Source organism: Pseudomonas sp. TH37 (assembly GCF_016650735.1).
GTDB classification, from domain to species: domain Bacteria; phylum Pseudomonadota; class Gammaproteobacteria; order Pseudomonadales; family Pseudomonadaceae; genus Aquipseudomonas; species Aquipseudomonas farris.
On the sequence record NZ_JAEKFD010000010.1, the window covers coordinates 79,349 to 103,870 of the forward strand.

Sequence of the window (24,522 nt, forward strand, 5' to 3'; positions counted from 1 at the left end):
TGCCTCATCCGTAGTTCCCTCCAAACATCTACCAAAAGCTGCTTCATCCCAGTCGAGCTATACCAGCGTGCGGGAACGAGGGCGTGCAGTATTCGGCGCCGATGTCCAACCCATGCCCGGAGGTTGCGCCGATGACATCGCTCTACACCGCTCAAATGACGCACCGCCGGGGTCTGACCTTCTGGGGCCAATGGCTGTGCGCGCTCAGTCTGGCCAACCTGCTGCTGATGTTGCTCGTGTATTGGCGCGTCGGCAGCCTGACCAGTGAATACCGCGTTCTGATGATTCTCACGGTTCTCGGTTCGGTGCCGATCTACAGCGTCATGCAGGTTTACCACAAGCGTCATGAGTGGTTGTCCGGGCTCGCTCGGCTGCTGGCGGCCTGGATGATTTTGCTGGCCGTGCTGATCAGCATTGCCTTCCTCACCCAGACCAGCGTGATTTTCTCGCGCCAGGTGATCATCGTCTGGGCGGTATTGGGCTATCTGGTCCAGGCGGCGAGCTTTTTGCCACTGCATTACCTGGCCCGACTGCATTCGCACAAGCTTTGCAACGAGCGCCGCGCGGTGATCATCGGGACGTGTCCGACCGCACATACGCTGGCGAGAAAACTGTCCAGGCGCAATCGCGTACCGCTGCTGGGTTTTATTGCAACCGCCGAACATACCGGCCCGGCCCCGAGCATTCTGCCGCTGCTGGGGCGCATCGACGAGGTTCGCGAAATCATCACCCGCCTGCACGTGCGCCGCGTCTATATCGTTTTGCCGATGGCACAAGCCGCCATCATCGAAGCGCTGTACATCGATCTTCTGGACATGAATGTCGACGTGGTCTGGATCCCCGATTTCGGCAGCATGGTGTTGCTCAATCAGTCGATCTCGGAAATAGAGCGAATGCCGGCCATCTACCTCAATGAAAGCCTCATCAGTTCGCACCCCGGCAGCCTGCTCTGCAAAGAGCTGTTCGAACGTAGCCTGGCCGCCGTGGGCATTATTGTGCTCAGCCCCTTGCTGCTGATCGTGGCGGTAGCCATCAAACTTTCCTCGCCCGGCCCGGTGTTGTTCAAACAAAATCGCTACGGCTGTAACGCTGAGGTGATCAAGGTCTGGAAGTTCCGGTCGATGCGTTTGCACGACGACAACGAAGTCCGTCAGGCCACCCGCGAGGACGACCGCATCACCCCGCTTGGGCGTTTTTTGCGCCGTAGTTCCATCGACGAACTACCGCAACTGTTCAACGTGCTCTGCGGTGAAATGGCCCTGGTCGGCCCGCGACCGCACGCGGTCACGCACAACATTTATTACACCGGCAAGGTTCGCGCCTACATGGCCCGTCATCGCCTCAAACCCGGGATCACAGGGTTGGCCCAGATCACCGGGCATCGAGGTGAAACCCAGACGCTGGAAAAAATGCAGCAGCGCGTCGCCCAGGACCTCAACTACATCAACCAATGGTCGCTGTGGCTCGACATCAAAATTCTGGTCAAGACCCCTTTTACATTGTTTTCAAAAGACACCTATTGAGGAGTCAGGCAATGATCGACCTGGAATTAATCGGGCATTACGCACCCAATCTGCTGGACGCCAACAAGGCATTTTCCTTCATCAATTTTGCCTCCGTCGGCAGTCTGTTCGACCGAAACCCGACTTCCATCGCCTATTTTTGCGACGGTATGCTGATGTCTACCTTCATGTCGCGCATCACTGGCTGCACGATCGGCCGGGTCAGCTTCGACTTCACGTCCATCGCCGACTCTGTGTTCAGTTGCGCCGAGAAACAAGGCAAGCGCATTTACTTTGTCGGTGCCCGGCAAGCCGAACTGGACCTGTTCCTCAATAAGATCAAGGCTCGCTACCCGGCGCTGATTATCGCCGGTCATCACAACGGCTTTTTCGATGCACCGCAGGCCGCATGCATTCAAACAGACATCTGCCGCAGTGAAGCGAACATCCTGATCGTAGGCCTGGGCGCCGGGCTTCAGGAGCAGTTCGAGCAGGATGCCCTGCGTGCCGGCTTCACCGGTGTGGCATTCACCTGTGGCGGTTTCATTCGCCAAGAAGCCACGGCCATTCATCATTTTTACCCTGAGCTGATCAACCGCCTGCATCTGCGCGCGTTCTATCGGATGTACCGCGAACCGCACACCATCAAACGCTACCTGATCGACTACCCGACCAATTTTGTTCATCTATTGGTGAAGATCGTTCGGCGGGAAGTGACCATCAATATCACCTATCCCTGAGCATCCAGCACCGAGCAACGACCATGCATATCCTGTTCACCCTCAAGGACTTCAAGCCCGATGGTGGCCTCGAGCGTGTCCAGCAACGCCTGGCCAGGCAGTTTCTCAAGGATGGCCAGCGTGTCAGTTATTTCGTCATGAACGGCGACACGCCGGACGATGAAGGAGCTGCCACGCTCAATGGCGGCGGCAATGGAATCGTCGGTCTGATCAAGTCCATCGTATTGCTGCGTCGGATTATTCGTCGCGAACAGGTGACCCACCTCATCGCCGCCAAGGAACAAGCCAACCTCTGCACCTGGTTTGCCACCTTGGGTAGCCCATGCAAGGTCATCTATACCCGCCACGCGGCACTCGATTGCAGCGAACAAAAAATCAGTCCCGCCACCCTGCGCTTGCTCTATGCGTTGTACCTCTGTGGCAACGGCCGGGTAGTGGCGGTTTCCAAGGGTTTGCGTCAGTCCATCGCCGAACTGGTGCCCTGGGGTCGCGAGCGCATCCGTTATTGCCCCAATGCGGTGGTCACCGAACAACTGCTCAGTGCCGCACAGACGCCCATGCTCACCGGTTTGCCGTCCGCGTTCTGGTTAGCGGTGGGCCGGCTGGTGGAACCGAAGGGTTTCGACCTGCTGCTCGACGCCTATGCCGTGGCCTTACGCAGTGCCGCGCTGCCGGATCTGGTGATCATTGGCGATGGCCCACAACTCGCCGCGCTGACCTTACAGGCCAGCCGCTTGGGCATCGAGGACCGAGTGCATTTCACCGGTTTTCTGAGCAATCCATACCCTTTGATCAGGCAGGCACGACTGCTGATCTTGAGCTCGTTTCATGAGGGCTTGCCGACCGTACTGATCGAAGCATTGGCGTTGGGCACACCGGTGTTGGCCTGCGACTGCGAAACCGGGCCCAGGGAACTGCTTGATAACGGCCGTCTCGGCGATCTGGTCAAGGTCAATGACGTACCGGCGCTGGCCGAAGGGATGCTGCGCAGCGTGACCTCGCAACGCCATGCTGCGCCAAGCGGCCAAGTGGCCGCTGACGCCGTCCGACAGTACACCAGCCAATACGCCGCGCAGGCGTACTACCAGGTATGGAATCAATGAAAAGGCTGCTGATTATCCTGCAGGACTTGCGCGGGGGTGGCGCCGAAAAAATGATGGTGCGCCTCGCCAGTGCGCTGACTGATGCAGGCAATGACGTGACCTTACTGATGCTCACCGATACAGGTGTGAACTCGGTGTGCATCGACCCACGGGTCAAGCGCGTCGAGTTGCACAGTGCGCGCAGCTCCAGGGCGGTGCCTGCGCTGGCACGCTTTCTTCGCCAAAACAGCTTTGACGCGCTACTGGCTGCCCTCACCCACGTCAACGTGGTAGCCATCGCCGCTGCCATGCTGTCCGGTACTCTGGCGCGCCTGCATGTCAGTGAGCGCAATGCGTTTTCTCATGACAAACACGTCAACCCCGCGTTGGCGGTGCGCACCGCGTATCTGTTGGCTCCGCTGCTGTATCGACTCATTCCCAATCCGGTGATCTGCGTCTCGCGCGGCGTCGCCCAGGACCTGGTCGATACCACCATCACCCGTGCGCAGGATGTCACCATCGCCGACAACCCGGTGCTCGACAACGATTTTCGCGACAAGGCGCCGGGACGTCCAAAGCACCGCTGGCTGTCGAAAAAAAACACCCCGGTGATTGTCGCCGTAGGTCGTCTGGCACGGCAAAAAGGCTTTGATGTATTGATCGATGCCTTTGCCCGATTAGCCGATCCCAGTGCCCGATTGATCATTTTCGGCGAAGGCGCGCTCAGAACCGAGTTGCTCGAGCAAGCAGTCGCCTTGGGCGTGGCCGACCGCTTCGATCTGCCGGGCTATACCAGCGACCCATTGGCGGAAGTGGCGGCGGCCGATTGCTTTGTGCTGTCGTCGCGTTTCGAGGGCAGCCCCAACGCACTGGTGGAGGCCATGTCCACGGGCACCCCGGTGGTATCGACCCACTGCCCCTATGGCCCGCAAGAGATTCTCGACAATGGCGCGATCGCCCCGCTGGTGGCGGTCGACGACCCTGACGCACTGGCACAGGCCATCACTGTAGAACTGACGTTGTCGCGTGATGCAAACCGTCAGGCGCGCATCGATGCGGCTGCCCATTATGTGAATGCCTGCGCGGCGAAGACCTATCTCGACGCATTGCTAGGGGGCCAATCGTCATGAACAAACTGGAAGTCAGGTACACCACCCTGCGCGACGCCTTCACGTTGTTCGGCGTGCTGTTCTATATCCAGGTCATCGGATTTTTTTTCGGGTTGGCTGATGCGTCGAATCTGGACGCGGCTGAAAAAGATCTCGAAGGCAATGTGGTCAACCAGATCTGCGGCCTGATCACCCTGCTGGTTCCGCTGTTCTTCTTCATCCGCAACAAGGTCTTCATCAGCAAAAGCTTTTACAGGAACAATGCCTTCCTGCTGATATTCATGCTCGGCCTGGCCGTATCGATCAGTTGGTCCTACGACCCGATGTTAAGTTTCAAACGTTTTGTGGCGTTGATCAGCTTGGTGTTCTTTGCAGGTTTCATCGCCTACAACTATAGCCTCGAGAAAATCGCCTTCATGCTCGGCTGCACCATCGGCGCCGCCGCGTTTTTCGGCTTGATATTCGCCCTGCTCCGGCCTGACATCGCCTTCATTGACGGCGGTATTCGCGATGGTGCATTCAAGGGAATCTTCCCGGAAAAAAATGCCGGCGCCCGGCTCAACGCGATCGCCATTCTGTTACTGCTGCCGATGATCCGTCAGCGCAATCCCTGGGCCATCATCTGCTCGTTGTTCTCGCTGATCGCGATTGCGCTGGCCCAATCTGCCACAGCAGTAGCGCTGATCGTTGCTGGCGCAGTGAGCTATTGGTACTTCCTCACGCTGATCCGCTTGCACATCAACCGCTCACTGACAGCATTCCTCGGTATCACAATCGTCTATTTGCTGATCTGCCTGTTTCTATACGGCAATTACACGCTGCTGCTGGAGCTGATCGGTCGTGACGCGTCACTCACCGATCGCACGCTGATCTGGGACTTGCTCACACCGCTGATCAATGCCGAATTCCTCAAGGGTTACGGCTTCGGTGCTTTCTGGTCCAGCCCGGGCGCCGAGACATTCATCAACCGCTGGGGTTACATCGGCAATGCCCACAGCGGCTACATGGAGACCTTGCTCAACGGCGGTGTCATTCAGCTGACGGCGCTGATCCTGATGCTGATCGAGGCGTTGATCAAACACTACCGGGCCGTGGTGGCGGATCAGTCGGCACGGTTTCACGCCTGCGCGATGGTCATCATCGGATCGTTCATGTTCACCAACTATGTGGCGTATGTCATTCCCAATTACCGCTCGGCAGAGTTCATGGTGTTCTGCGTCCTGGCCCTGTCCTTCCGGCATCACCACGTGACATCCCCCCAGTTGTCACCGGCAACCCTGCGTCAACGTCCGCCTGGCAAGGCATTACCACGCGACTCGGCCAAGGCGTAACAAAAGGAGAACTAACCGTGCCAGACCAAGCCCCCCCTTCACTCCATTCAGTGTGCGTCATAATCGCGATGTACAACGGCGCCGACAGCATTGAGCAAACACTGGCGTCCGTGGCCGGGCAAACGCGACTGCCCGATCACGTCATCGTCATCGACGATGGTTCCACCGATGATGGCCCCCAACGGGTCAAGGACTTCGCGGCGCCGTTTCGCCTGACGCTGTTGCACCAAGCCAACGAAGGCCAGGCCAGCGCCCGCAACCACGGGCTGCAGCACTCTGAAGAGACTTTTGTGGCGTTTCTCGATGCCGATGACAGATGGTATCCACAAAAACTGGAGCAACAAGTGGCACTGTTTGACGAGCTGAGTCGTCAGGGACGGCCGGTGGGGCTGATAGATTGCTACGTGCATAACGATTACAGCGACGGCAAGCGAATACTGGAAAACCGGCAAAAAAACGGTAGGCATTTCGACGATTTCATCCGCGCCAACGTCCTCAATGGCGTGTCCTCCGCGATGGTCAGACGCGACGTGATCATGCAACTCGGCGGCTTCAATGCCAGCCTGCGTTACTCCGAAGACCGCTTCATGTGGACCCGCATCGCCGAACACTGGGAGATCCACACGGTGCCAGAGGTGCTGCTGCAGCGCATGGTCAATAGCGCCAACATGACTGCGCAACCGACAAGGTACTACCCGTACAAGATCAGGTTCATCGAAGCGTTCCTCGCCCTCTATGGCGCGCAGCTCAGTAAGCAGCAACGGATCGATTTCGTGCTGGGCAGCCACTCCGACTTTCTCGAACTGTTTTCCCGCAGAGGCGAGCATGCCCAGGTGATCGGTGTGTACCGGCGAATGCTGGAGTACTCCTGGCAAACGCTGATCTTCAGGAACGGCAAACCGACATTGCGCTTCCTCTATGCATGCGTCCAATCATTGCGCAAGGCAGCTGCGTCAACCACCGCTCATTGAGCCGGTATCCGCCATGGCCAATCACCGTCTGGTTAAATTGATCTGGATTTTCACCGAGAAATTCGGCCTGATTCTCCTGTCGATGATTACCTTTGTCGCATATGCCAGGCTGCTGTCGCCCACAGAGTTGGGTGTGGGCACGGTCATCATTGCCATCGTCGAGTTGATCGGCATGATTTATTCCTCGGTGCTGGAAGACCCGCTGGTACGACTCGAGCGGCTGGAAGACAAACACATCGCCACAGCCTTCTGGGCGTCGGTACTCGTCAGCCTGGCGTCCATCGTCGTCATCTCGGGCGCAGCGATTCTGTACGCGCCCGACCCGATGCTGCAATGGATGACGGCGGTGGCCTCGGTAAAAATCCTGTTCACCATGATGGCGCGGGTCTATGTGGCACAAATGCGCCGTAGCGGCAACTTCAGGATGCTGGCGTCGCGCACGCTGCTGGGCAAGGTGTGTGGTGGCGTGGGCGGCATCGCTGTCGCGCTCTGGGGATTGGGCGCCTGGGCGGTCATTGCCCAGGCACTGATCATGGAGTTCGTGTCCATTATCGTATTGATGCGCGCAGACCCGCGCCGCATTGCCTTTTACATTGACGGCCCGCTCTTGCGCGAACTGCTGAAAGCCGGCGCACCGGTTGCCGTCAACGCGCTGAGTTCGCAAACGCTACAGCGCGGGGTCACCGTCATCCTGGGCATGACGGCCGGCACCAACGCGGTTGGCATGTTCAACATGGCGATGCGCATCATCGATCTGCCGCGCACGGCGATCTATCACGGCCTGATCAGCTATGCGCTGCCGGTGTTTGCCCGTCGCAGCGCCGATCCATCGCGGTTGCGCGCGATCATCAGCGATTCGACCGCCGTCAGCTGCTTCCTGCTGACGCCCCTGTTCATCGGCATCGCACTCACGGCGCACGACTTGATCCTGTTGATCTTCGGCGCCAAATGGGCCGAGGCCATTCCCCTGCTGCAAGTGCTTGCGTGCACGGCAGCCATCGGTAATACCGCCATGTACGCCACGACCGCACTGGTCGCGGTCAATTGCAGCCACCTGACCATCAAGGCCGAAGTGGCAACCACCGTATTGGCACTGGCGCTGGTCTATGGCTTCGGCAGCCTCTATGGCGGCATGGCCGCCGCCCTCGCCCTGCTGGCCCGGATGGCGATCATCACGCCACTGCAAATCCGCGGGTTGAACAGTGCAATCGGCTATGGCTGGCGGCGATTTTTCGAAACCAACTATCGCAGCGTGATTGCTTCGTTCGTCATGGCAGCGATCGTCCTGATGGTTTCTTCCCGCCTGGGTGTTCAGGGCTACTTGCACCTGATCTGCAGCATCGTGGTTGGCGCGCTGAGTTATGCCGTGGCGTATAGCGTGATGCATCCGCGCTGGCCGCAAGAATTCAAATCGGTATTCACCACCCGCTGAGAGGACGCACCCGACAATCTTTTCCCTTCCCGGACCACATTCTCCTGACTCGTGCAATTTCCTTGTGACAGGAACGCCTCATCATGCACAAAACCACGTTGATTACCGGCGGGGCCGGATACATCGGCTCCCATACCACCCTGGCCCTGATTGACGCCGGTCGACAGGTGCTGGTCCTCGATAACCTGTGTAACAGCTGCCGCGAGTCGCTCGCGCGCCTGAAGTATCTGACTCGCAAGCGAGTCGATTTCATTGAAGGCGATATTCGCGATAGCCACCTGCTCGACGATATCTTCAGCCGCTACGACATCGATGCCGTGGTGCACTTTGCCGGTCTCAAATCCGTGGAGGAAAGCGTTCGAAAGCCGCTGGATTATTACGCCAACAATGTGGTCGGCACGCTCAATCTCTGCCATGCAATGGCCCGACACGAAGTCTTCAAACTGGTGTTCAGCTCATCGGCCACCGTGTATGGCGCCCCCCGGCAGATACCTCTCATCGAAGACCTGGGCGCAGGCAAACCGATCAATCCCTATGGCCGCACCAAGCTGCTGATCGAAGAGTTGCTCACCGACCTGTGCCTGTCCGATCCGCAATGGAGCATTGCGGTGTTGCGCTACTTCAACCCGATTGGTGCTCACGCAAGCGGGCTGATCGGAGAAAACCCCAATGGCAAGCCCAACAACTTGCTGCCTTGCCTGACACGGGTCGCGATGAGGCAAGTGCCCGTACTCATGGTGTACGGCAGCGACTATCCCACTGTCGACGGAACGTGCGTGCGCGATTACGTCCATGTGGTCGACCTTGCCGATGGCCATCTCAAAGCGTTGCGGGCGTTGCAGAACACAAACGGCATCCACGTCTGGAACTTGGGAACAGGCATTGGCCACAGCGTGCTGCAGATCATCCACAGCTTCGAGGACATTACCGGTATTACCATCCCCTTCCGGTTCGCACCGCGCCGCGACGGTGATATCGCCGAATGCTGGGCCGACCCCACCAAGGCAGGGCGTGATCTAGGCTGGTACGCACAGCGCGACCTGATGCAAATGATCATCGACACCTGGCGATGGCAATTGTGTAATCCGCAAGGGTACCGCTCCCAACCCGGATTGGCGGCATCGATTGCGTTAAAGCAATGGGTATGAGCAGGTTCATTCTTTTGGCGGCCCTGCTTTCGGTCGTTTGCAATGCGTCGGGGGGCTCTCCCCCACCGCTGGCCAACGGCCTGGTGCTGTGGCTCGACGCCGCCGACGCGTCGAAAATGACCCTCGATGCCCAGAACCACCTCCTGCGGTGGCACGACAAGTCCGGCGAAGCCAATGACGTTGCCGTAGACGATGCAGCAAGCGCCTCGCTGCCGCTGCGCGTGGAACACGCCATGAATGGCCACGCGGTGGTGCGTTTCAGTGGTTCTTCGGCGTTCCTCGGCAAGACGATTCGCGCTGCAAAAGGCCCCGTTACCCTATTGATCGTGTCACGCAGACTGACCGAACAAAGCGGCGGTGAGACCTGGCAGCGATTGTTCAGTTCGCGCCCGATAATCGCCGATAACGATAACGTGCCGCCGAACTTCGCGATCAGCGTGCAACAGACCACCGCCTACGATCCGACCCTGTTTTTTCTGGAACTCAACGACGTGCCCATCGGCCCCTATGCAGTGGGGCGGAACGTGGTCGGCAGCGTCGAAGACCTGCGCGGCGACATCGCCGAAGTACTGGTGTACGACCGCCACCTGGCCTCCCTGGAGGAACGGCAGCGTGTATTTCAATATCTGGCGAACAAGTGGTCCGTCGCCCTCCCCAAGGCTGCCAATTCCTGGACCCGCGTCGGCCCGCTGGGAACGGTACCGGAACGGACCAACGCCAATCTGCCGCTGTCCGATCAGGACAATGCCGGCCAGTGGATGCCGGACACACGATTTTCTGACGACTTCGATGGCGCGACCCTTAACGCCAGTCGCTGGCACGTCAACAATGCCACGGGCACCGAGTCGCTCGGGCGTAAGCCGGCGTTGTTCACGCCGGACAATGCCTACCTGAGCGATGGCCATCTGAACATCGTTTTCCGCAAGGAAACCTTGCCGCAAAAATACGTACGACTCGGATATGAAGGTTATAGCTCGGCGATGGTCCGCACGATCGAGCGCAGTCTTTACGGCTACTACGAAACCCGCGCCAAACCGATGGATTCGGCAGGCTCCAGCGCCTTCTGGCTAGCGTGGACGGGGCTTGCCGACAATGCCACGGAAATCGATATTTTCGAAATCGGCGGCAAGACCAAAAACGCCTCCTTCGACCGTCGGTACAACATGAACGCCCACGTTTGGGCCACGCCGCAAAGCACCGAGCATTTGAGCGATGGCAGCAGCTGGATCAGCCCCTGGCGGCTGGCCAGCGCATTCCATGTCTACGGTTTTGACTGGCAACCCGAAACTTTGCGCTGGTACGTAGACGGCGTACTGGTGCGCGAGGCAAAGAACACCCACTGGTTCTTCCCCATGCAGATCCTCTTTGACAGCGAGGCCATGTGGAATTGGTTCGGCGTTGTCGACGACGCCGACCTGCCCTCCACCTTCAGCGTGGACTACCTCAAGGTGTGGCGTCGCGGTAAATAACCGCAACTCGATCAGTTTTTCTTGAAAAGGCCCCAACCGCTTTTCACACCCCCATAAAAGAGGTCGCAGCAATGAACGGTACGATGACTTCCGATCAAGCGATAGCCTGTCTAAACCTGGCGCTTGAACGTAACAAACAACTGTTCAGCGACGCCTATCACTTGAGCCACGCCGCCCTTGATCTTCTCGATCAGCCCAACATGGACGCGGAAAAGTTCACGCAGTACCAGAAGAAAAGACGACAGGCCGATCTTAAATACCTGGAAGCCATCGAGCACTTGCGATTAATCATGGCGCAGTACCCTGTCCATCTCTTGCCAGATGAGCACTCAACACATCAGCCGCAGGTTTCGTCCGAAGAGTGATGAGGAAATTTGACCTCAGCGGGTCGCTGACTCACCGAGGATAAACACCATCTACCTGCGACTGCATCGACCCTCATAGGAGCTGTCGCAAGTTTTGCGGGCCAAAAAAATGGACCTCTTTTCAGAGGTCCATTTTTTTACTAGATAATCGGAAGCCCGTTGTTGATGATCTCACGCGTGTAGCTCGCCAGCTCTTTGGTACTCATGTTCGCGACCACATCCGCCTCGATGGGGCGATGGGCTACGATACTGACTTCTGTAGAGCGCAATGAGTTGTAAGCCACGTCCCCAACAGCAGGACTGATCGTTACTGGAACAATACCCACCCCCATGTCCTTGGCAACCCGGAAGGCTCCCGACTTGAAAGGCAGCATATCCCCGCCTTTGTTTCGGGTGCCTTCAGGAAAGATCCAGAGGGAAGTATTGTCAGCAACAACGCTCTTGGAGATCTTGCGCAGACTCTGGATCGACGCCCGGGGGCTGTTCCTGTCAATGAACAGGCTGCCCGTCAGCCAATATAACTGCCCGACCAGAGGCAACCACTTAAGTGATTTTTTGCCGACAATAACCGTACCTGGTTTAAGCGCCTCAGCAACAATCAGAACATCGTAATTACACTGGTGGTTTGCCACATAGATATAAGGTTGGGCGGTGGAGATAGTGTCGAATCCACTGACAGCGACGCGAACCGAGAATATTTTATTGATCACTGTGTATGACCGGCAGGCCACATGCAGGTTTTTGTTCTTTGAAGGATTGACTAACATGAACAAGCATAAAAAGGGAAAACTCAGAACAATGAACAGCAACACCAACAGCCACCGCACAAAAAAAATCATAACTTACCCACCTTGCCTAAATCACTTGAGCCACTGAAAAAACCGCCTCGAACATCAGTACGTTCAATCAGCGCGACACCATAAAAGCCTTCATCATCAACACACACCATCAATCCAAAACTGTGGGCCAGGACGCCATTCGCCAGTTCAGCCAATTGATAGCCCCCCACCAGAGACAGACTCAAAGCCTTTGCCCGATCCAGAATCTCGAGCCTCTCCCCGAGGATCAGATTCAGACCGCTCAACGACATCCGCCAGGAATCCGGAACAGCGAGATTTACCCGACTGAGCCCATCAAGCTCAACTCCGTGCCCTGCCATAAACGTGAGTATCAGGTCGCTCAGACCGGCCGCGCTTGAGGGAAAGAGACGTCCTGTAATGCAGGACCTGACGATCAGCCCCGGCACCTTCAGGTCAGTACATGTCTGGAAGCTGAAAACTGCTGCCGTATCGAGTCGTTTTTCAACAGGGAGATCAATGCTTTGTGCATAGAGCGTTCCGAACTCACCGCTAAACGTTTCAATCGCCGTCATGTAGATATAATCAGACTCACCTCGCCTGGCAAATCTTAAACCTTGTACCAATGCGTTATAGAAGCTCAACTCTTTCGCGCACAGAGAAACGTTCGGTCCTTTAATGCCATATTTTATCGCCAGCTGGCCCGCTGAGGAGTTTATGACGGTATTGGGAATTTGTGCCGGATTCACCTGAAATGCAAAACGACTATCGTTCGACTCTTTAATCAATTGAATAACAGTGTCGATGGAACCATTGGACGTCGCACCAATAATGGCCGAGCGCGCCAGGGAGTCACCATGATTGCCATCCTCAATCAACGACATCGCTGCCAGTAGCAACAGGGATTGTCGATCCAGATTTTTCAGCTCCCGGCTTGGCACCAGTTCGCTGGACATCAGGTCCCACGCGGGTGTTTTCCCCCGATGTAACTCCACTCCTCCTTGCTCGAATAAGCCAGGCATCTGCAACATGACCCAATCGCTTACGACCAGTGCAACAGCGTCATCCGTCATTTGAGATTACCGAATACCAAAATTGAATTATTCCCGCCAAAAGCGAAAGCATTATTGACCACCACATCGACCTTTCCGACTCTGAAGCCCTCCGCTACGACGTCGATGGGTATTTCAGGATCCTGCTCGGACACATTGATCGTAGGAGGCAACCCCTCGCTGAGCGCAAGCATGCAGGCAATGGCCCCAAAACCCGCCGCCGCCCCCATGCTGTGTCCCATCATTGACTTGATGGAACTAACCGGTGGTGGCGAATGACCAAAAACCGCCTCGATTGCCTTGTACTCATTACTGTCATTGGCAACCGTACCGGTACCGTGAGCGCAAATATAACCAACCGCCCCAGGCGTGACCGACGCGTTTTCAAGTGCCGACTTCATGCAATCGCCAACACTATGATGATTCAGTCTCACCATATGATCAGCATCACAGTTCATCGAAAACCCAAGCACTTCGGCATAGATATGCGCCCCGCGACGCATTGCCTGATCATAGTCCTCGAGGACTAGTGCACTACCGCCTTCTGCGGTCAAAACGCCTTTACGGCCCGAATTGAAAGGCGTGCAGTTTTTGTCGGTCATGCTGCCCAATCGATGGAATGTCGCAAACGTCGCCTTGTAGACCGCATCGCTTCCACCGCAAATGGCAAGTTCGCAGTCCCCCGCCTTGATGGCCTCGTAGCCGAATATCAACGCGGTATTACTGGCCGAACACGCGTTGCCAATCGTAACTGCCTCGCCGGTCGAACCTATCGATCTCAAGACATCGCGGCTTATTTCAGACGCAAACGTATGCTGCACCGACGCTTGCAGGCCAGGCCGGGACTCAGCCATTGCCGTCACCATGTTGTCGATCAGGTTGGATTCACCATAAGTCGTGCCGAAGTAACAATTGACTCGTTTACCTGAAATCGCTGACCGCTTGATTCCGGCATCAGCGAGCGCCAGCCCGGTGGCAGCAAGGGCAAAATGACTGGGAGTCCCGGAACGAACGAAAGAACTGAAGTCTGGAATCAATGTGCTGACGGTGGATTTCACCTCACACCCATACTTTCTTTCAAACCGGTCCGTGTTGACTTTGGAAAGCAGCCCCGTGCCATTTACCCCTGTCTTCAGGGCATGAAAAAATGCGGCTTTTCCAACCCCGATCGGGCTGACCGGCCCCAAGCCAGTGACGACGACCCTTCTGCCCTTGTCGGAGCTCTTCATGCACACTCAACCTCGAGGGTCTGATCGATAAACGAGAGAATCGAATCCACGCTGGTAATCCGTGGAATGTAGGCCTCATCGACTCGAACTTGAAAAGCGCCCTCGATACCAGCCAGGATTTCTATGCCTGACATCGAATCAGCACCGTAAGCCTCTACAAAGTTTTTATTATTCTGGATTTCTCCGGCATTGACGCCCAAGACTCGAGAAACAATCTCCTTGATTTTTGCTTCGTGAACATGAGTCATAAAACCTCCTGGAATGACGCGATCAGATGATAAAAGGAATTACTTTGAAACTGTCGAATTGGTAGTGAATGTATTTTTCACCAAAATATTCAACCAACATTTTCTCTTCATTGCCGACTCGTTTTAGAATCAGTAAAAGTGCAACAAAGAAGACAATCAGGGCAGCATAAATACTGGTATATAGACCAAACCCTGTGACAATGAGAAGCGTGCCGAAATACGCCGGATGCCTGATATACCTGAAGGCTCCGTCCTTGACCAACTCATGATCGGCCAACACTCTCAGCGAGTGCGAAAAGTGTCGACCCAATATGATTTTCCCGTGAGCCCTCAGACCGACTCCAGATAAAATCATGAAAGAACCGATCACTTGAAACAAGACATCACTGCGTATCAACAACTGTAACAGCATGACAATCGATATAGCGCACGACACCAGAAACCCACTCTTGATGCCTTTATCGAAAGAGCTGTCACTGTCTGTTTCCTGTAAAAAATACAGTTCTGCAAATAGCAAAATGCTCGCCATGATGATCGGTTGAAGCAACGCAAAACCCGTGCAATAAAGCAGTACTGCGGAAGCGCATGATACTGGCACCAGCAAACTGGCGGCTACGTCAATCCTGAATGCTTTCAAAATATGCCCCTACCAATACCGATAACTTCGCCGGCGTCATGATCACCCTGACATTTTTTTCGATATGCCACGGATAGATAAATAGATCATTGAAACGCGCCCAAGGAAATAATTTTCGCTGGCGCCTGAAGGCATCCACAAAAGACAGCACTTTGTAAATCCTGAACAGTGTGCGCACTTTCACTCTTCGCAACATGGCAACATCCTCAACCACCTGGAGCCTGGCGTACACTTCGCCTACCAGATCGTTATAGGTCACCGTGTCATCGCTAAGCAGGTAATACGTCTGCAGTGTCTGGTCAGGGCGGCGTGCCAGCCATTGAATAATGCACTGCGCAATACTGTCCACGCCAATAACATGCAATGCCGGGAGCTGATTCGTCACCAATGGCAGCAACTTCAACTTGCACAGTGAAATCATCGGCAGCAGATTTTTGTCATGACGCCCCAGTACCGTCGGCACCCGCAAAATGACACCTTGCACTTTGTGGCTATTTAAATGGATAACTTTCTCTGCCGCCCACTTATCGTCGGCGTACGCATCCCGTCTTTTTTCAGGGTTGTGAGCCTTGACGCTGCTCAAATGAAGAAAATTCTTCTTGGCAGTCACATCGAGGGGAATCGACGCCAGTATCTGCTCCGTGAGCATTTCGTTACTGTCGGTGCTCGCCCCCAAACGACTGAGTCCGATCCCCGTACAATTGACAACAAAGTCACTGTCACTAACTAAGTCGATAAACTCCCTGGAGCCGAATTCGCAAACGTCATAACCAGCCCTCGGCGAACGTGAGTGGCGAATGACCTGGACATCTTTCACCTGGCTGAGGATCTCGTAGACGCCCTGCCCGATAAAACCACTGGCCCCTAAAAGCAGTAACTTCTTCACGTATACAAAATCCTTTTCATGGTGTTAAAGACTCGACCGTGAAACACCCTGAGCGATAAACCGTACGAGCCTGCATGCCCTGTTTTTGCAAGGTTTTCCTGACGGTTCTGAGAAACATACCGTGGGATATGACGATCGTTGTCTCCCCTGTCTCGGAGCAGGATTTGTAAAGCTCATCGGCAACACCTACAGCCCGAAGGTATTCCTTTTTTCGGGGGATGGCGCCCAACGAAACTCCGAGCAACCACAGAATTCTGTGCAGTGCGAACCATTGTCTTAACCCCATTCTCAGGAAGGGAATGGCGCTTAACCGCAGGTCGTACTCTTGTAATCGACTATCCTGTTGAACACGCGCAGCCTCGAACAACCTGCACGCCGTTGCATAGGCTCTGTTGACCGGTGAAGAAATGACGTTGGCCTCAGACGCTAAAAGTGGCTGGGACAAGTCCGGCTGGCTCAAGAACCCAGCAATTTCATCCTCATCGATAATCGAGGTCTGGTTATATACATCCAGAAGCAATTTAGCCGAGACGGCACCGCAACGCTTGTAATTGACCAACGGCGAGGCGTGACGTATTAAGTAAATCACAGCAAATAGACCCCCGTTACAATGGCATTACCGACAATAAACAAAAACGGTGTATCCCAGGTGTGAGGGGACTTTGCTTCTGTCAGGGTAAGAGCAAGAGGAAAAACAGCACACAGCAATACAAATTGATGCCACTCAAAGTAATCCTTGAACAACACGCAAAACAACATTGACATCACGAATACAGTTGCAGATCCCTCCAGGGTTCTTTTGAATTTTTTATCAACAAAAAAACCTTTCGTGACATATTCGTGCTTTCCAAATCGGATACCGACAGGCTCTGCCAAACCGTCACCAAAGGTAGTGGCTAAAATAGTGATATAAAGCAACTCAATCGGCACACCGATTAACAGCCAGAAGTATTGCGTTACCCACAGTACCAACAACCCCACTACGGTTTGACTCACCAACCAGGAAAGCGTATTGGGTGAGTCTTCAGGCCGATCAATACTCGCAAACATATGCTGGGAAATCAGATAACGACGACGCGACCATCCGCACATGGCCAAGAACAGAATAGTGGTGGATACCGCAGACAGCAGTAATCGCTCATGAGTACTCTGAATATTGAACAACGCGAAAAACAGACTGGGCAGTAGAAACATCGCAAAATGCCCGACTTTTCTCGTGTAATTTACCCGCACCCCCTTATTGATGACTAAAAGCCCCAGCCCCTTGCACAGCATAAAATAGAAAAGAACAATACTTAACAGAGCTGAACCAACCTGGACCATTTAACTATCACCCCATTGACGTCATAAAAAGATAGGCAGATCTGCACACCGTTACCCCCGCCGGATAAACACAGTCTGTTCAGATAATCTTTCGTAATGAATCAATGCAGTAATCCACATCGGCCATCGTGTGGTTGTATGTCAGACACAACCTGATCCTGGATTGGTGATTGGGTACAAATGGAGGTACGAACAGTGACCCCATGATACCTTTGCCGACCAACTCGGCATTGACCCGGGCAGCCTCCATCGGATCCTTGAAGACCACCGGGATCACGGCAGTCCTGGAATGGAGCTTATCGACGCCAAGTGATTCAATTTGCTCATGTGTATAGCGGGTGAGTTCTGCAAGTTGAGCCCGACGCGCGCCCCCTTCCGAAGCGTTGATCTCCAGGGCCGTGCAAGAGGCGGAGGCGACACCCGGTGAAACTGACCGGGAAGCGTTATAGGTGGGGCATCGGAACCTGACTCTTTCAGCGAACGCCTCATCCTTGAATACAACGAACCCACCGGATGAGCCAAAAGCTTTACTCATGGTGCCAACAATGTAATCGATCTCCGAGACCACTCCGGCCGCTTCGCAAGCCCCTTGGCCAGAACCACCTAACATACCGACACCGTGGGCATCATCAATATAGATTTCCAGGCCCGGATGGAAGCGTTTCAAGCGGACTATCCTTCCAAGATCAGCTATATCGCCGTCTGCCGAAAAAACGCCATCGGTGATGATCAAAATTTTCTTATCTTGATTCAACTGGACCAGCTGCTCCAACATTTCGATATCGGCATGACTGTAGGCCCTGAATGGACAACCCGATAACTTCACGCCGTCCCAGATCGAGACATGTGACAGCTTGTCCAGCAAAATCAGATCGGCACGCTCAGCCGCCAATGGGATAACGCCAAAATTCGCCTGATAGGAGGTGGTAAACATCAGCGATGTTCGCCCTGCATACAAATCGCTATAGCTTTGTTGCAGACGCTCATGGTATTCGGTGAAGCCACTGAAGATCATGGGGCCACCGATGTTTGAGCCGTACTTCCGGATGGCAGCAATCGCCGACTCTTTCATGCGTTCGTGATTTGAAAGCCCTAAATAATCGCACGAAGCAAAGTTCAGCATTTTCCGACCATCAATGAGCGTCATATCCCGACCACAGGCTGAACGCACTTGAGGAAAGTAAGTGTAATAACCCAACTCTTTCGATTTTAACGCAACATCATCAATACGCATAAGACTCTCATTCAACCGATGCGGTATATCTATAGATTCGATAAGCTCTTTCATGGCAAATGCCGTCCCGGGTGAGGTGACGCATCGTTCGAAGAACCATGACATTATCCTCCAGCATCCAGGACAGACTGATTTTGCTACGACCGACCTTGTTCAACGCGATGGCGGATAACTTCAAAGTGAGCGCTACCGACAACCCTTTTCGTTGATACTCAGGAGCGACCCCCGTAAAAAAAGCGCGACCGTACAATCCCTGGTCATTCATCGCGGGGGCAAACATAGTAAAGCCGACAACTTTAGCATCGCGTTCGGCGACAAGCGCCGATATGTTTTTAATGTTGCGCGAAGCAATTTCAAACTGCTCTCTGGACGCGGGACTGTATCCCCAGTTTCGTTCCCAGGATCGATTGTAACAATCTGCCAACAATTGACTTTTGGCAACCAGTTCATCTTGCCCGTAATGATGAAATTCAATATCGGCCAATCGCTGAGTGAGCTTTTCTTCCAGAGCGTGCTGTTGATATCCCTGAGACGGCGGTTGAAAGACAATTTCAATCAAGTCTTTTTCCTTTCGACATCCTGCTTGCGTCAGGGCATGCGTCAACTCAATCGTGTTTGACGGCAACGAAAACACATTGAAATCAGACTCAAACGTGCGCAATCCTCGCTCAATCAAGAACGAACTGTGGAGAGGGCCTACCAAGTCAGACACCCGCTCAGGTAGCAACCGCGTGCTGTTTATATACTCAACTGAAGTACGCATCAGCTGTTGCAGGACGCTCGCCACTGGTAGCGCTATCAGCGTCGAAAAGTACGCATTATCCAGTCCATTGACCCTGATCTCTTTGTCAAAATGCACGATGCAGAAAGCGACTATCTCGCCACTCTCGTCCTTCCATGCTACTGGTACATTATGCTCAGTTGCGGAGTACTCACACGCTGCGGTTACTCGCTGTGCAAGCTGCTCTTGCGTGCGGCCCACCACCGAAACACGCTTATCCAAACACATCAGGGCATACCAATCGCATGCCGCCAAACCTGTGACCCTACTCATCGGTACTCTCGACCATCATTCACTGCAAAGTTTCTAGGCGGCCAGACACAAAGCCCTGGTGGTTTTGTCGTCGATTTCGATCCAGAAGGGAACGATACTTTTGTTATCAATAAGCCGCGGCGGAGAAATCCTTTGCGTATTGACCCCCATCCGTTTCAGCAGGCGCTCATTCCCAACAGCAGTAAACGCGATCAATCGAAACGCCCCCTTTGAGCGTGCAACATCAATCACTTCCTTCACTAACTTCACCGTGTTTTTCCAGGCTTGCTCAGCACTCAATACCTGGCCTTTCGGCTTGCTGATGGCGAAACGGGAAAGTTCCCATATGTCTGGAGAGAACGGCAGCGGGCTGCCTTCCATTAGATGAGGGAATACATCGCCTAACAGGTAGGGACGATTAGTAGGAATTAACCGGGCACAACCAAATATCTCATGGTTATTATCACAGGCCAGAACATACACCGTATCAGGACGATCAAAAGCGTCTAACTCAACACCGTTTTCACAGCGTAAAGGCCAGCCTAACTCTTTAACGAATACCTCATACCTATATTTAGCGAGCGCGAATGCCATCCCTGGCAAAAGATCACTAACAGTCCCTGTTACAGCAGTCAGCATAACAACCACCTAGCAAATGTTATTTCGCCAGTACAACAAACCGAGACCTATGTTAGTAGCTGCCCGAATGGGCAGGTAATTAAAGTGACATCCCATGACGAGCAGCACTGATCGCTAAATGATGATTAACCTGCCCCCACCGATGAGTTGAAAATGGTGACATCTTTGTATCGAAGGTAAAAAACACCAGACGCTTCAAATCCCCGCCTTTCTAGCACTTTCGTACCAAAAAACATATGAAACAACTGATCTTTTCTCACAGACTTGACACTCCGGCGCCCTTGCGAGGCATTCACCTGTGCAACGGCACCTTAACGGGCGTGGTGTTGCCATTGTATTAACGAAATTACAATTCAGGCGATCCTTCCGGCAGCGCTTCGATCCTGTATGATAAGCCCCCGCTCTTCTCACTAAGAGCGCTGACCACGGAAGGTAATGTTGGTGAATGACTGGCGCGAAGATTTCATGGATTTGGTTTCTGGCTGCACTTCTGCAAATGAATTATTCAACAAACTGATTAAAATAACTTTAAACTTGGGTTTCGAGTTTTGTTCCTATGGACTAAAAACTCACTCACCGTTAGCCCCTACGCAATATTTTCTACTTTCAAACTACCCCAGCGCCTGGGAGAAAAAATACGTAGCCGAAGATTATTTTTCTCAAGACCCTACCGTTGAACACGGGCTGACGCGCTCCATTCCCATGCGCTGGTCCGCGGAACAACAAAGTCAAAGGCTGGCATTCTGGGAAGAAGCGCGACATTACAACCTAAATCATGGTTGGTGCCTTTCTTCGCAACGCGAATACAACACTATTGGCTTACTCTCTGTTTCCCGCTCCGGTGAACATATCTCCACCGCAGAGCTGGAGAGCAAAGAGACCAAATTAATGTGGTTGACTCAGTTAGCGCATGAGTCCATGACGCGTTTTTTTGCTGACAGCCCCATACCTGAAAAGTACAAGCCACTGACCGCACGCGAAAAAGAAACCCTGAAATGGACGGCCATGGGAAAAACTTATGTCGAAATCAGCATTATTCTCAATATCGACACGCGAACCGTGAAATTTCATCTGGTCAATTCCATGCGCAAACTCCAAGCCTCGAACAAAGCCGAAGCAGCGGTCAAAGCATCCTTGATGGGTTTGCTGTTCTAAGCCAGTCGTTCCGGCCGGTGCGATTGCATTGAGGCGCGAGGGGCTGGGGCGCCGTGATCGACTTGATCCTGACAGAGGAATCCATCGATCGTAGTATGCTCGTTGCCCCGTTCGGCCAACCGTTGAAGACCAGAGCGGTCTATGCGTTATGCCCGCAACTCTCGGCCACTTCGCATCTGGAATGCTTGCCGATCATGCAATGGTTCGCCCGGCAGGCCGAACAGGGCACAGTTAGCCCCATGAGGCCGCCCCAGCAGCAGGAAGGAAGCGGGTCAGAGCAGCAGTTCTTCACGCTTGAGATCGCCAATCATCGCCCTCTCCTCCAAACACTCATCCAGGAAACTCACCACCGTCCCCATGCAGGCGACCCGCTCCTCGACATGAGGCATGTGGCTGGAGTTCTGGAACAACGCCCAACGCACGTTCGGGATCTGCTCCAGATAGGGTTTGACCACCGTCGGTGTCGCTTCATCGTAGCGACCGGAGATCACTAGCGTCGGCACGTTGATATGCCGCAAGCGGTCGACAATGGTCCAGTCTTTCAGGCTGCCTATCACATGAAATTCCGTCGGCCCGCTCATGGCATGGTAAACGGTGGGATCGGCATCGACCTGGGCAAAAGTACGTGCCACCTCATCAGGCCAGGGAAGGACGCGACACACATGGTTGTCGTAAAAAACCCTCGAAGCGTCCTGATAGGCGACCGCTTGAAAATCCCCTGCCCGTTCGTGTTCAAGCAATGTTTCATGTACGCCGGCAGGCAGTAACTGACGTAAACGGTTGGCTTCCTCAACCCAGACGCGCATATCCGAAGGCGAATTGGCGGCGATCAAGGCCCGTAGCCCCGCAGGTTGCCGTACGGCGTGCTCACTGGCGAGCATGCCGCCCCAGGATTGCCCCAGCAGCGCGTAGTTGTCGCTGATTTCCAGATGATCCAGCAGGTTGTCCAGTTCATCGAGAAACAGCGCTACGTTCCAGAACGAGGCATCTTTTTCCGGCAGGTGGGTCGAGCGACCGTTACCCAGTTGATCGTAATGAACCACTGGATAGCCACTCGCGGCGATGTCCTTGAAAGCGTCGACGTAATCATGCGTGCAGCCCGGGCCGCCATGCAGAATCACCAGCGGCGTGTTTTTACCGTCGAAGTGACCCGTGACGCGGTACCAGGTCTGATAAGGACCAAAAGGTGCGAAGCCTTCGCGTATTCCGATAGATTCCATTTCTGTTTGCCGCCCCTGAAAAACTGTACGGCACACGATACCGGGATCAGATTTTCGAAATAACTAGAGAAACAAATAGGTTTCTGCCCTATTTCAGCTATCGAGCAATCGATAGTGGGTAGCCCGAACCACGGCCTGGACCCGATTTTTGGCCCCGAGTTTATGCATGGCCGAGGTCAGGTGGAGGCTGATGGTGGCCAATGAGCGATTCAGTTGGCTGGCAATCTCGGCGGCGGTCAGGCCCTCTGCCGCCCATTTAAGGCACTCGCGTTCACGTTTGGTCAGGTGAATGGGAGGCGTGTGAGCCTCTTTGCCAAGCAACGGATAGGCCGCTTCCTGCAAGGCATGGGAAATCAGGCTGAAATCCGCCAGGGTCCGCCGGGCATCGCACAGGACACTGCTGCTGGCGGTACGCAGCCCGGTCAAGGAGGCAAAGCCGCCTCTGGGCAGATGAATCGGGACCGACACACCACAAGTCATCTGCGCGTCTTCCAGATAATTCACCACTGGCGCATGGCACTGACTGATGACCGGCTCCAGCACGGTGTCAGTCCCGGGTTTGTAAGACCAGACAAAGGGTGAAACACAATTGAGTGCTACCTGCTGGACAGGGTCGATCTGGTAGTAACCCTCTGCACACCAACGCGCATGCCAATCGGCTGGAGTCTTGCGCAGTTTGAGCACCGCGGGCGTGATCAACTTGCCTTCATGGTCCATCGGCACCGGGCTGTAGTCGTACACCAAGGCATCAAAGCCCAGCTCCTCGGCCAACAGCAAGGCGTTGTCCATCAGCTCATCCAGGCTCTTGCCCGACACCAGACGGGGATTGAGGTCTGATAGCTTCGTCTGCATCCATTGCCCTCCCTAATTAATTTCAATCCTGAAATTCAGCACGTAGAATGCCACGCCTCGGCGAGGGACTGCCAGACCAAACCTATAACAAATACTAGCTTTTGGGCACATGACTTACTCAGTAAGGTAGGCCATTTAGTTTGCCTGCGAACCGGTCAGCATCATAAAGGGAGAGTTGCGATGTGGCGTGAAATCGAGCCGGACCAGCACTATAACGTCGAGGTCGATGGCCACAATCTGGTGGTTTATAGCTTTGGCGAGGGCGATGAGGTCCTGCTGTGCCTCAATGGAGGCCCGGGGCTTCCCTGCGATTATCTGCGTGACGCCCATGGCTGGCTCAAGGACAAGGGGTTGCGCGTTGTCGCCTTCGACCAACTTGGCACCGGGGCGTCTGACAGACCCGAAGACCCATCTCTGTGGGACATCACCCGTTATGTCGCTGAGGTGGAAACCGTCCGTCAGGCCCTCAACCTGGGCCGGGTGCACTTGCTGGGGCACTCCTGGGGCGGCTGGCTGGCGATCGAATACGCCATTTACCACCCTCACGCACTCAAAACCCTGATTCTGGAAAACACGGTAGGCGATATCCCCCACCTGTCTCAGGAACTGGAGCGTCTGCGTGGCGCACTGGGCAGCGAAACCGTGGCCATGATGCAACGCCATGAAGCCACGGGCACCCTCGATCACCCGCAATACCAAGCGGCGATCACCCTCCTCAACTATCGCCACGTCTGCCGCCTGGACGAGTGGCCGGCACCGGTCACGCGCTCTCTGGGCGACTGGAACATGGGGCCCTACACAACCATGCAGGGGCCGAATGAGTTTCTCTACGTCGGCAACCTGAAAAACTGGAACCGTCTGCAGGAAATGGCCGACTTCACCATGCCGGTATTGATTACCACCGGCCAACACGACGAACTGACGCCGGCCTGTGCAATGCGCATGAAAATGGCGCTCAAGGATGCTGCACTGCATGTGTTCCCCAACAGCAGCCATATGCCCTTCTACGAAGAACCTCACGCCTACTTTCCGGTGTTGCTGGATTTCCTCCAGCGGCATCGAGGTTAG

Annotated in this window: 25 protein-coding genes; 12 read left to right on the forward strand and 13 right to left on the reverse strand. The window is 54.6% G+C overall.

Features of this window, described 5'->3' with window-relative positions:
• The first annotated feature begins 131 nt into the window (after positions 1 to 131).
• From JFU11_RS22895 to JFU11_RS22940, 10 genes are all read left to right on the forward strand, one after another.
• Positions 132 to 1,523 carry an undecaprenyl-phosphate glucose phosphotransferase gene (locus tag JFU11_RS22895; RefSeq protein WP_123721777.1) on the forward strand — a complete coding sequence of 464 codons (1,392 nt, stop codon included), beginning with the start codon at positions 132 to 134 and terminating at the stop codon, positions 1,521 to 1,523.
• Positions 1,524 to 1,534: 11 nt separating this feature from the next.
• Positions 1,535 to 2,242, forward strand: coding sequence for a WecB/TagA/CpsF family glycosyltransferase (locus JFU11_RS22900; protein ID WP_123721776.1), 708 nt, complete (start codon positions 1,535 to 1,537; stop codon positions 2,240 to 2,242).
• A 23-nt stretch (positions 2,243 to 2,265) separates the two neighbouring features.
• The gene (locus JFU11_RS22905; protein ID WP_201062176.1) at positions 2,266 to 3,345 is read left to right on the forward strand and encodes a glycosyltransferase; all 1,080 of its coding nucleotides are present in this window, start codon (positions 2,266 to 2,268) and stop codon (positions 3,343 to 3,345) included.
• The gene (locus JFU11_RS22910; protein ID WP_201062177.1) at positions 3,342 to 4,454 is read left to right on the forward strand and encodes a glycosyltransferase; all 1,113 of its coding nucleotides are present in this window, start codon (positions 3,342 to 3,344) and stop codon (positions 4,452 to 4,454) included. The genes JFU11_RS22905 and JFU11_RS22910 overlap by 4 nt, the downstream gene beginning before the upstream one ends.
• A complete protein-coding gene (locus JFU11_RS22915) occupies positions 4,451 to 5,764 on the forward strand; it encodes an O-antigen ligase family protein (protein ID WP_123721773.1) in 1,314 nt (437 codons plus the stop codon). Before JFU11_RS22910 ends, JFU11_RS22915 begins: the two co-directional genes overlap by 4 nt.
• A gap of 17 nt (positions 5,765 to 5,781) precedes the next feature.
• Entirely contained in the window at positions 5,782 to 6,735 is a 954-nt protein-coding gene (locus JFU11_RS22920) for a glycosyltransferase family 2 protein (RefSeq protein WP_123721772.1), read from the forward strand.
• A 13-nt stretch (positions 6,736 to 6,748) separates the two neighbouring features.
• Entirely contained in the window at positions 6,749 to 8,167 is a 1,419-nt protein-coding gene (locus tag JFU11_RS22925) for an oligosaccharide flippase family protein (protein WP_123721771.1), read from the forward strand.
• A gap of 83 nt (positions 8,168 to 8,250) precedes the next feature.
• Positions 8,251 to 9,315: a UDP-glucose 4-epimerase GalE gene (gene galE / locus JFU11_RS22930; protein WP_201062178.1), complete on the forward strand. Its 1,065-nt coding sequence runs from the start codon at positions 8,251 to 8,253 to the stop codon at positions 9,313 to 9,315.
• Positions 9,312 to 10,784, forward strand: coding sequence for a family 16 glycosylhydrolase (locus tag JFU11_RS22935; RefSeq protein ID WP_201062179.1), 1,473 nt, complete (start codon positions 9,312 to 9,314; stop codon positions 10,782 to 10,784). The genes galE and JFU11_RS22935 overlap by 4 nt, the downstream gene beginning before the upstream one ends.
• A 71-nt stretch (positions 10,785 to 10,855) precedes the next feature.
• Entirely contained in the window at positions 10,856 to 11,149 is a 294-nt protein-coding gene (locus JFU11_RS22940; RefSeq protein WP_123721768.1) for a hypothetical protein, read from the forward strand.
• Between the two features lie 140 nt (positions 11,150 to 11,289).
• On the opposite strand, the gene JFU11_RS22945 is transcribed toward JFU11_RS22940, so the two are convergent.
• The 11 genes from JFU11_RS22945 to JFU11_RS22995 all read right to left on the reverse strand — a co-directional run bounded on the left by JFU11_RS22945 (position 11,290) and on the right by JFU11_RS22995 (position 20,227).
• Positions 11,290 to 11,988 (reverse strand): lysophospholipid acyltransferase family protein, encoded by a 699-nt coding sequence (locus JFU11_RS22945; protein WP_123721767.1) that lies wholly within the window; start codon positions 11,986 to 11,988, stop codon positions 11,290 to 11,292.
• Complete coding sequence (locus tag JFU11_RS22950) at positions 11,985 to 13,019, reverse strand: beta-ketoacyl synthase N-terminal-like domain-containing protein (RefSeq protein WP_201062180.1); 1,035 nt, start codon at positions 13,017 to 13,019, stop codon at positions 11,985 to 11,987. Before JFU11_RS22950 ends, JFU11_RS22945 begins: the two co-directional genes overlap by 4 nt.
• Positions 13,016 to 14,227 (reverse strand): beta-ketoacyl-[acyl-carrier-protein] synthase family protein, encoded by a 1,212-nt coding sequence (locus tag JFU11_RS22955; protein WP_123721765.1) that lies wholly within the window; start codon positions 14,225 to 14,227, stop codon positions 13,016 to 13,018. The genes JFU11_RS22950 and JFU11_RS22955 overlap by 4 nt, the downstream gene beginning before the upstream one ends.
• Entirely contained in the window at positions 14,224 to 14,475 is a 252-nt protein-coding gene (locus JFU11_RS22960; RefSeq protein ID WP_123721764.1) for an acyl carrier protein, read from the reverse strand. Before JFU11_RS22960 ends, JFU11_RS22955 begins: the two co-directional genes overlap by 4 nt.
• A 22-nt stretch (positions 14,476 to 14,497) precedes the next feature.
• Complete coding sequence (locus JFU11_RS22965; protein ID WP_148710206.1) at positions 14,498 to 15,112, reverse strand: isoprenylcysteine carboxylmethyltransferase family protein; 615 nt, start codon at positions 15,110 to 15,112, stop codon at positions 14,498 to 14,500.
• Complete coding sequence (locus JFU11_RS22970; protein ID WP_201062181.1) at positions 15,093 to 15,998, reverse strand: NAD-dependent epimerase/dehydratase family protein; 906 nt, start codon at positions 15,996 to 15,998, stop codon at positions 15,093 to 15,095. The genes JFU11_RS22965 and JFU11_RS22970 overlap by 20 nt, the downstream gene beginning before the upstream one ends.
• 16 nt (positions 15,999 to 16,014) lie before the next feature.
• Positions 16,015 to 16,557: a histidine phosphatase family protein gene (locus JFU11_RS22975; protein ID WP_187326456.1), complete on the reverse strand. Its 543-nt coding sequence runs from the start codon at positions 16,555 to 16,557 to the stop codon at positions 16,015 to 16,017.
• Between the two features lie 26 nt (positions 16,558 to 16,583).
• Positions 16,584 to 17,321 carry a hypothetical protein gene (locus tag JFU11_RS22980; protein ID WP_123721760.1) on the reverse strand — a complete coding sequence of 246 codons (738 nt, stop codon included), beginning with the start codon at positions 17,319 to 17,321 and terminating at the stop codon, positions 16,584 to 16,586.
• A 79-nt stretch (positions 17,322 to 17,400) separates the two neighbouring features.
• Complete coding sequence (locus JFU11_RS22985; protein ID WP_187326455.1) at positions 17,401 to 18,555, reverse strand: pyridoxal phosphate-dependent aminotransferase family protein; 1,155 nt, start codon at positions 18,553 to 18,555, stop codon at positions 17,401 to 17,403.
• A gap of 7 nt (positions 18,556 to 18,562) precedes the next feature.
• Positions 18,563 to 19,609 carry a GNAT family N-acetyltransferase gene (locus JFU11_RS22990; protein ID WP_123721758.1) on the reverse strand — a complete coding sequence of 349 codons (1,047 nt, stop codon included), beginning with the start codon at positions 19,607 to 19,609 and terminating at the stop codon, positions 18,563 to 18,565.
• A 33-nt stretch (positions 19,610 to 19,642) separates the two neighbouring features.
• A complete protein-coding gene (locus JFU11_RS22995; protein WP_201062182.1) occupies positions 19,643 to 20,227 on the reverse strand; it encodes an acyl-homoserine-lactone synthase in 585 nt (194 codons plus the stop codon).
• Positions 20,228 to 20,668: 441 nt separating this feature from the next.
• Between JFU11_RS22995 and JFU11_RS23000 the strand changes: the two genes are divergently transcribed.
• A complete protein-coding gene (locus JFU11_RS23000) occupies positions 20,669 to 21,382 on the forward strand; it encodes an autoinducer binding domain-containing protein (protein ID WP_187326453.1) in 714 nt (237 codons plus the stop codon).
• Between the two features lie 272 nt (positions 21,383 to 21,654).
• On the opposite strand, the gene JFU11_RS23005 is transcribed toward JFU11_RS23000, so the two are convergent.
• Positions 21,655 to 22,602 (reverse strand): proline iminopeptidase-family hydrolase, encoded by a 948-nt coding sequence (locus JFU11_RS23005; RefSeq protein ID WP_201062183.1) that lies wholly within the window; start codon positions 22,600 to 22,602, stop codon positions 21,655 to 21,657.
• Positions 22,603 to 22,695: 93 nt separating this feature from the next.
• Positions 22,696 to 23,454: a LuxR family transcriptional regulator gene (locus JFU11_RS23010; RefSeq protein ID WP_123721755.1), complete on the reverse strand. Its 759-nt coding sequence runs from the start codon at positions 23,452 to 23,454 to the stop codon at positions 22,696 to 22,698.
• 180 nt (positions 23,455 to 23,634) lie between these two features.
• Here JFU11_RS23010 and JFU11_RS23015 point away from each other — a divergent pair, with 180 nt between their 5' ends.
• Positions 23,635 to 24,522, forward strand: coding sequence for a proline iminopeptidase-family hydrolase (locus JFU11_RS23015; protein ID WP_201062184.1), 888 nt, complete (start codon positions 23,635 to 23,637; stop codon positions 24,520 to 24,522).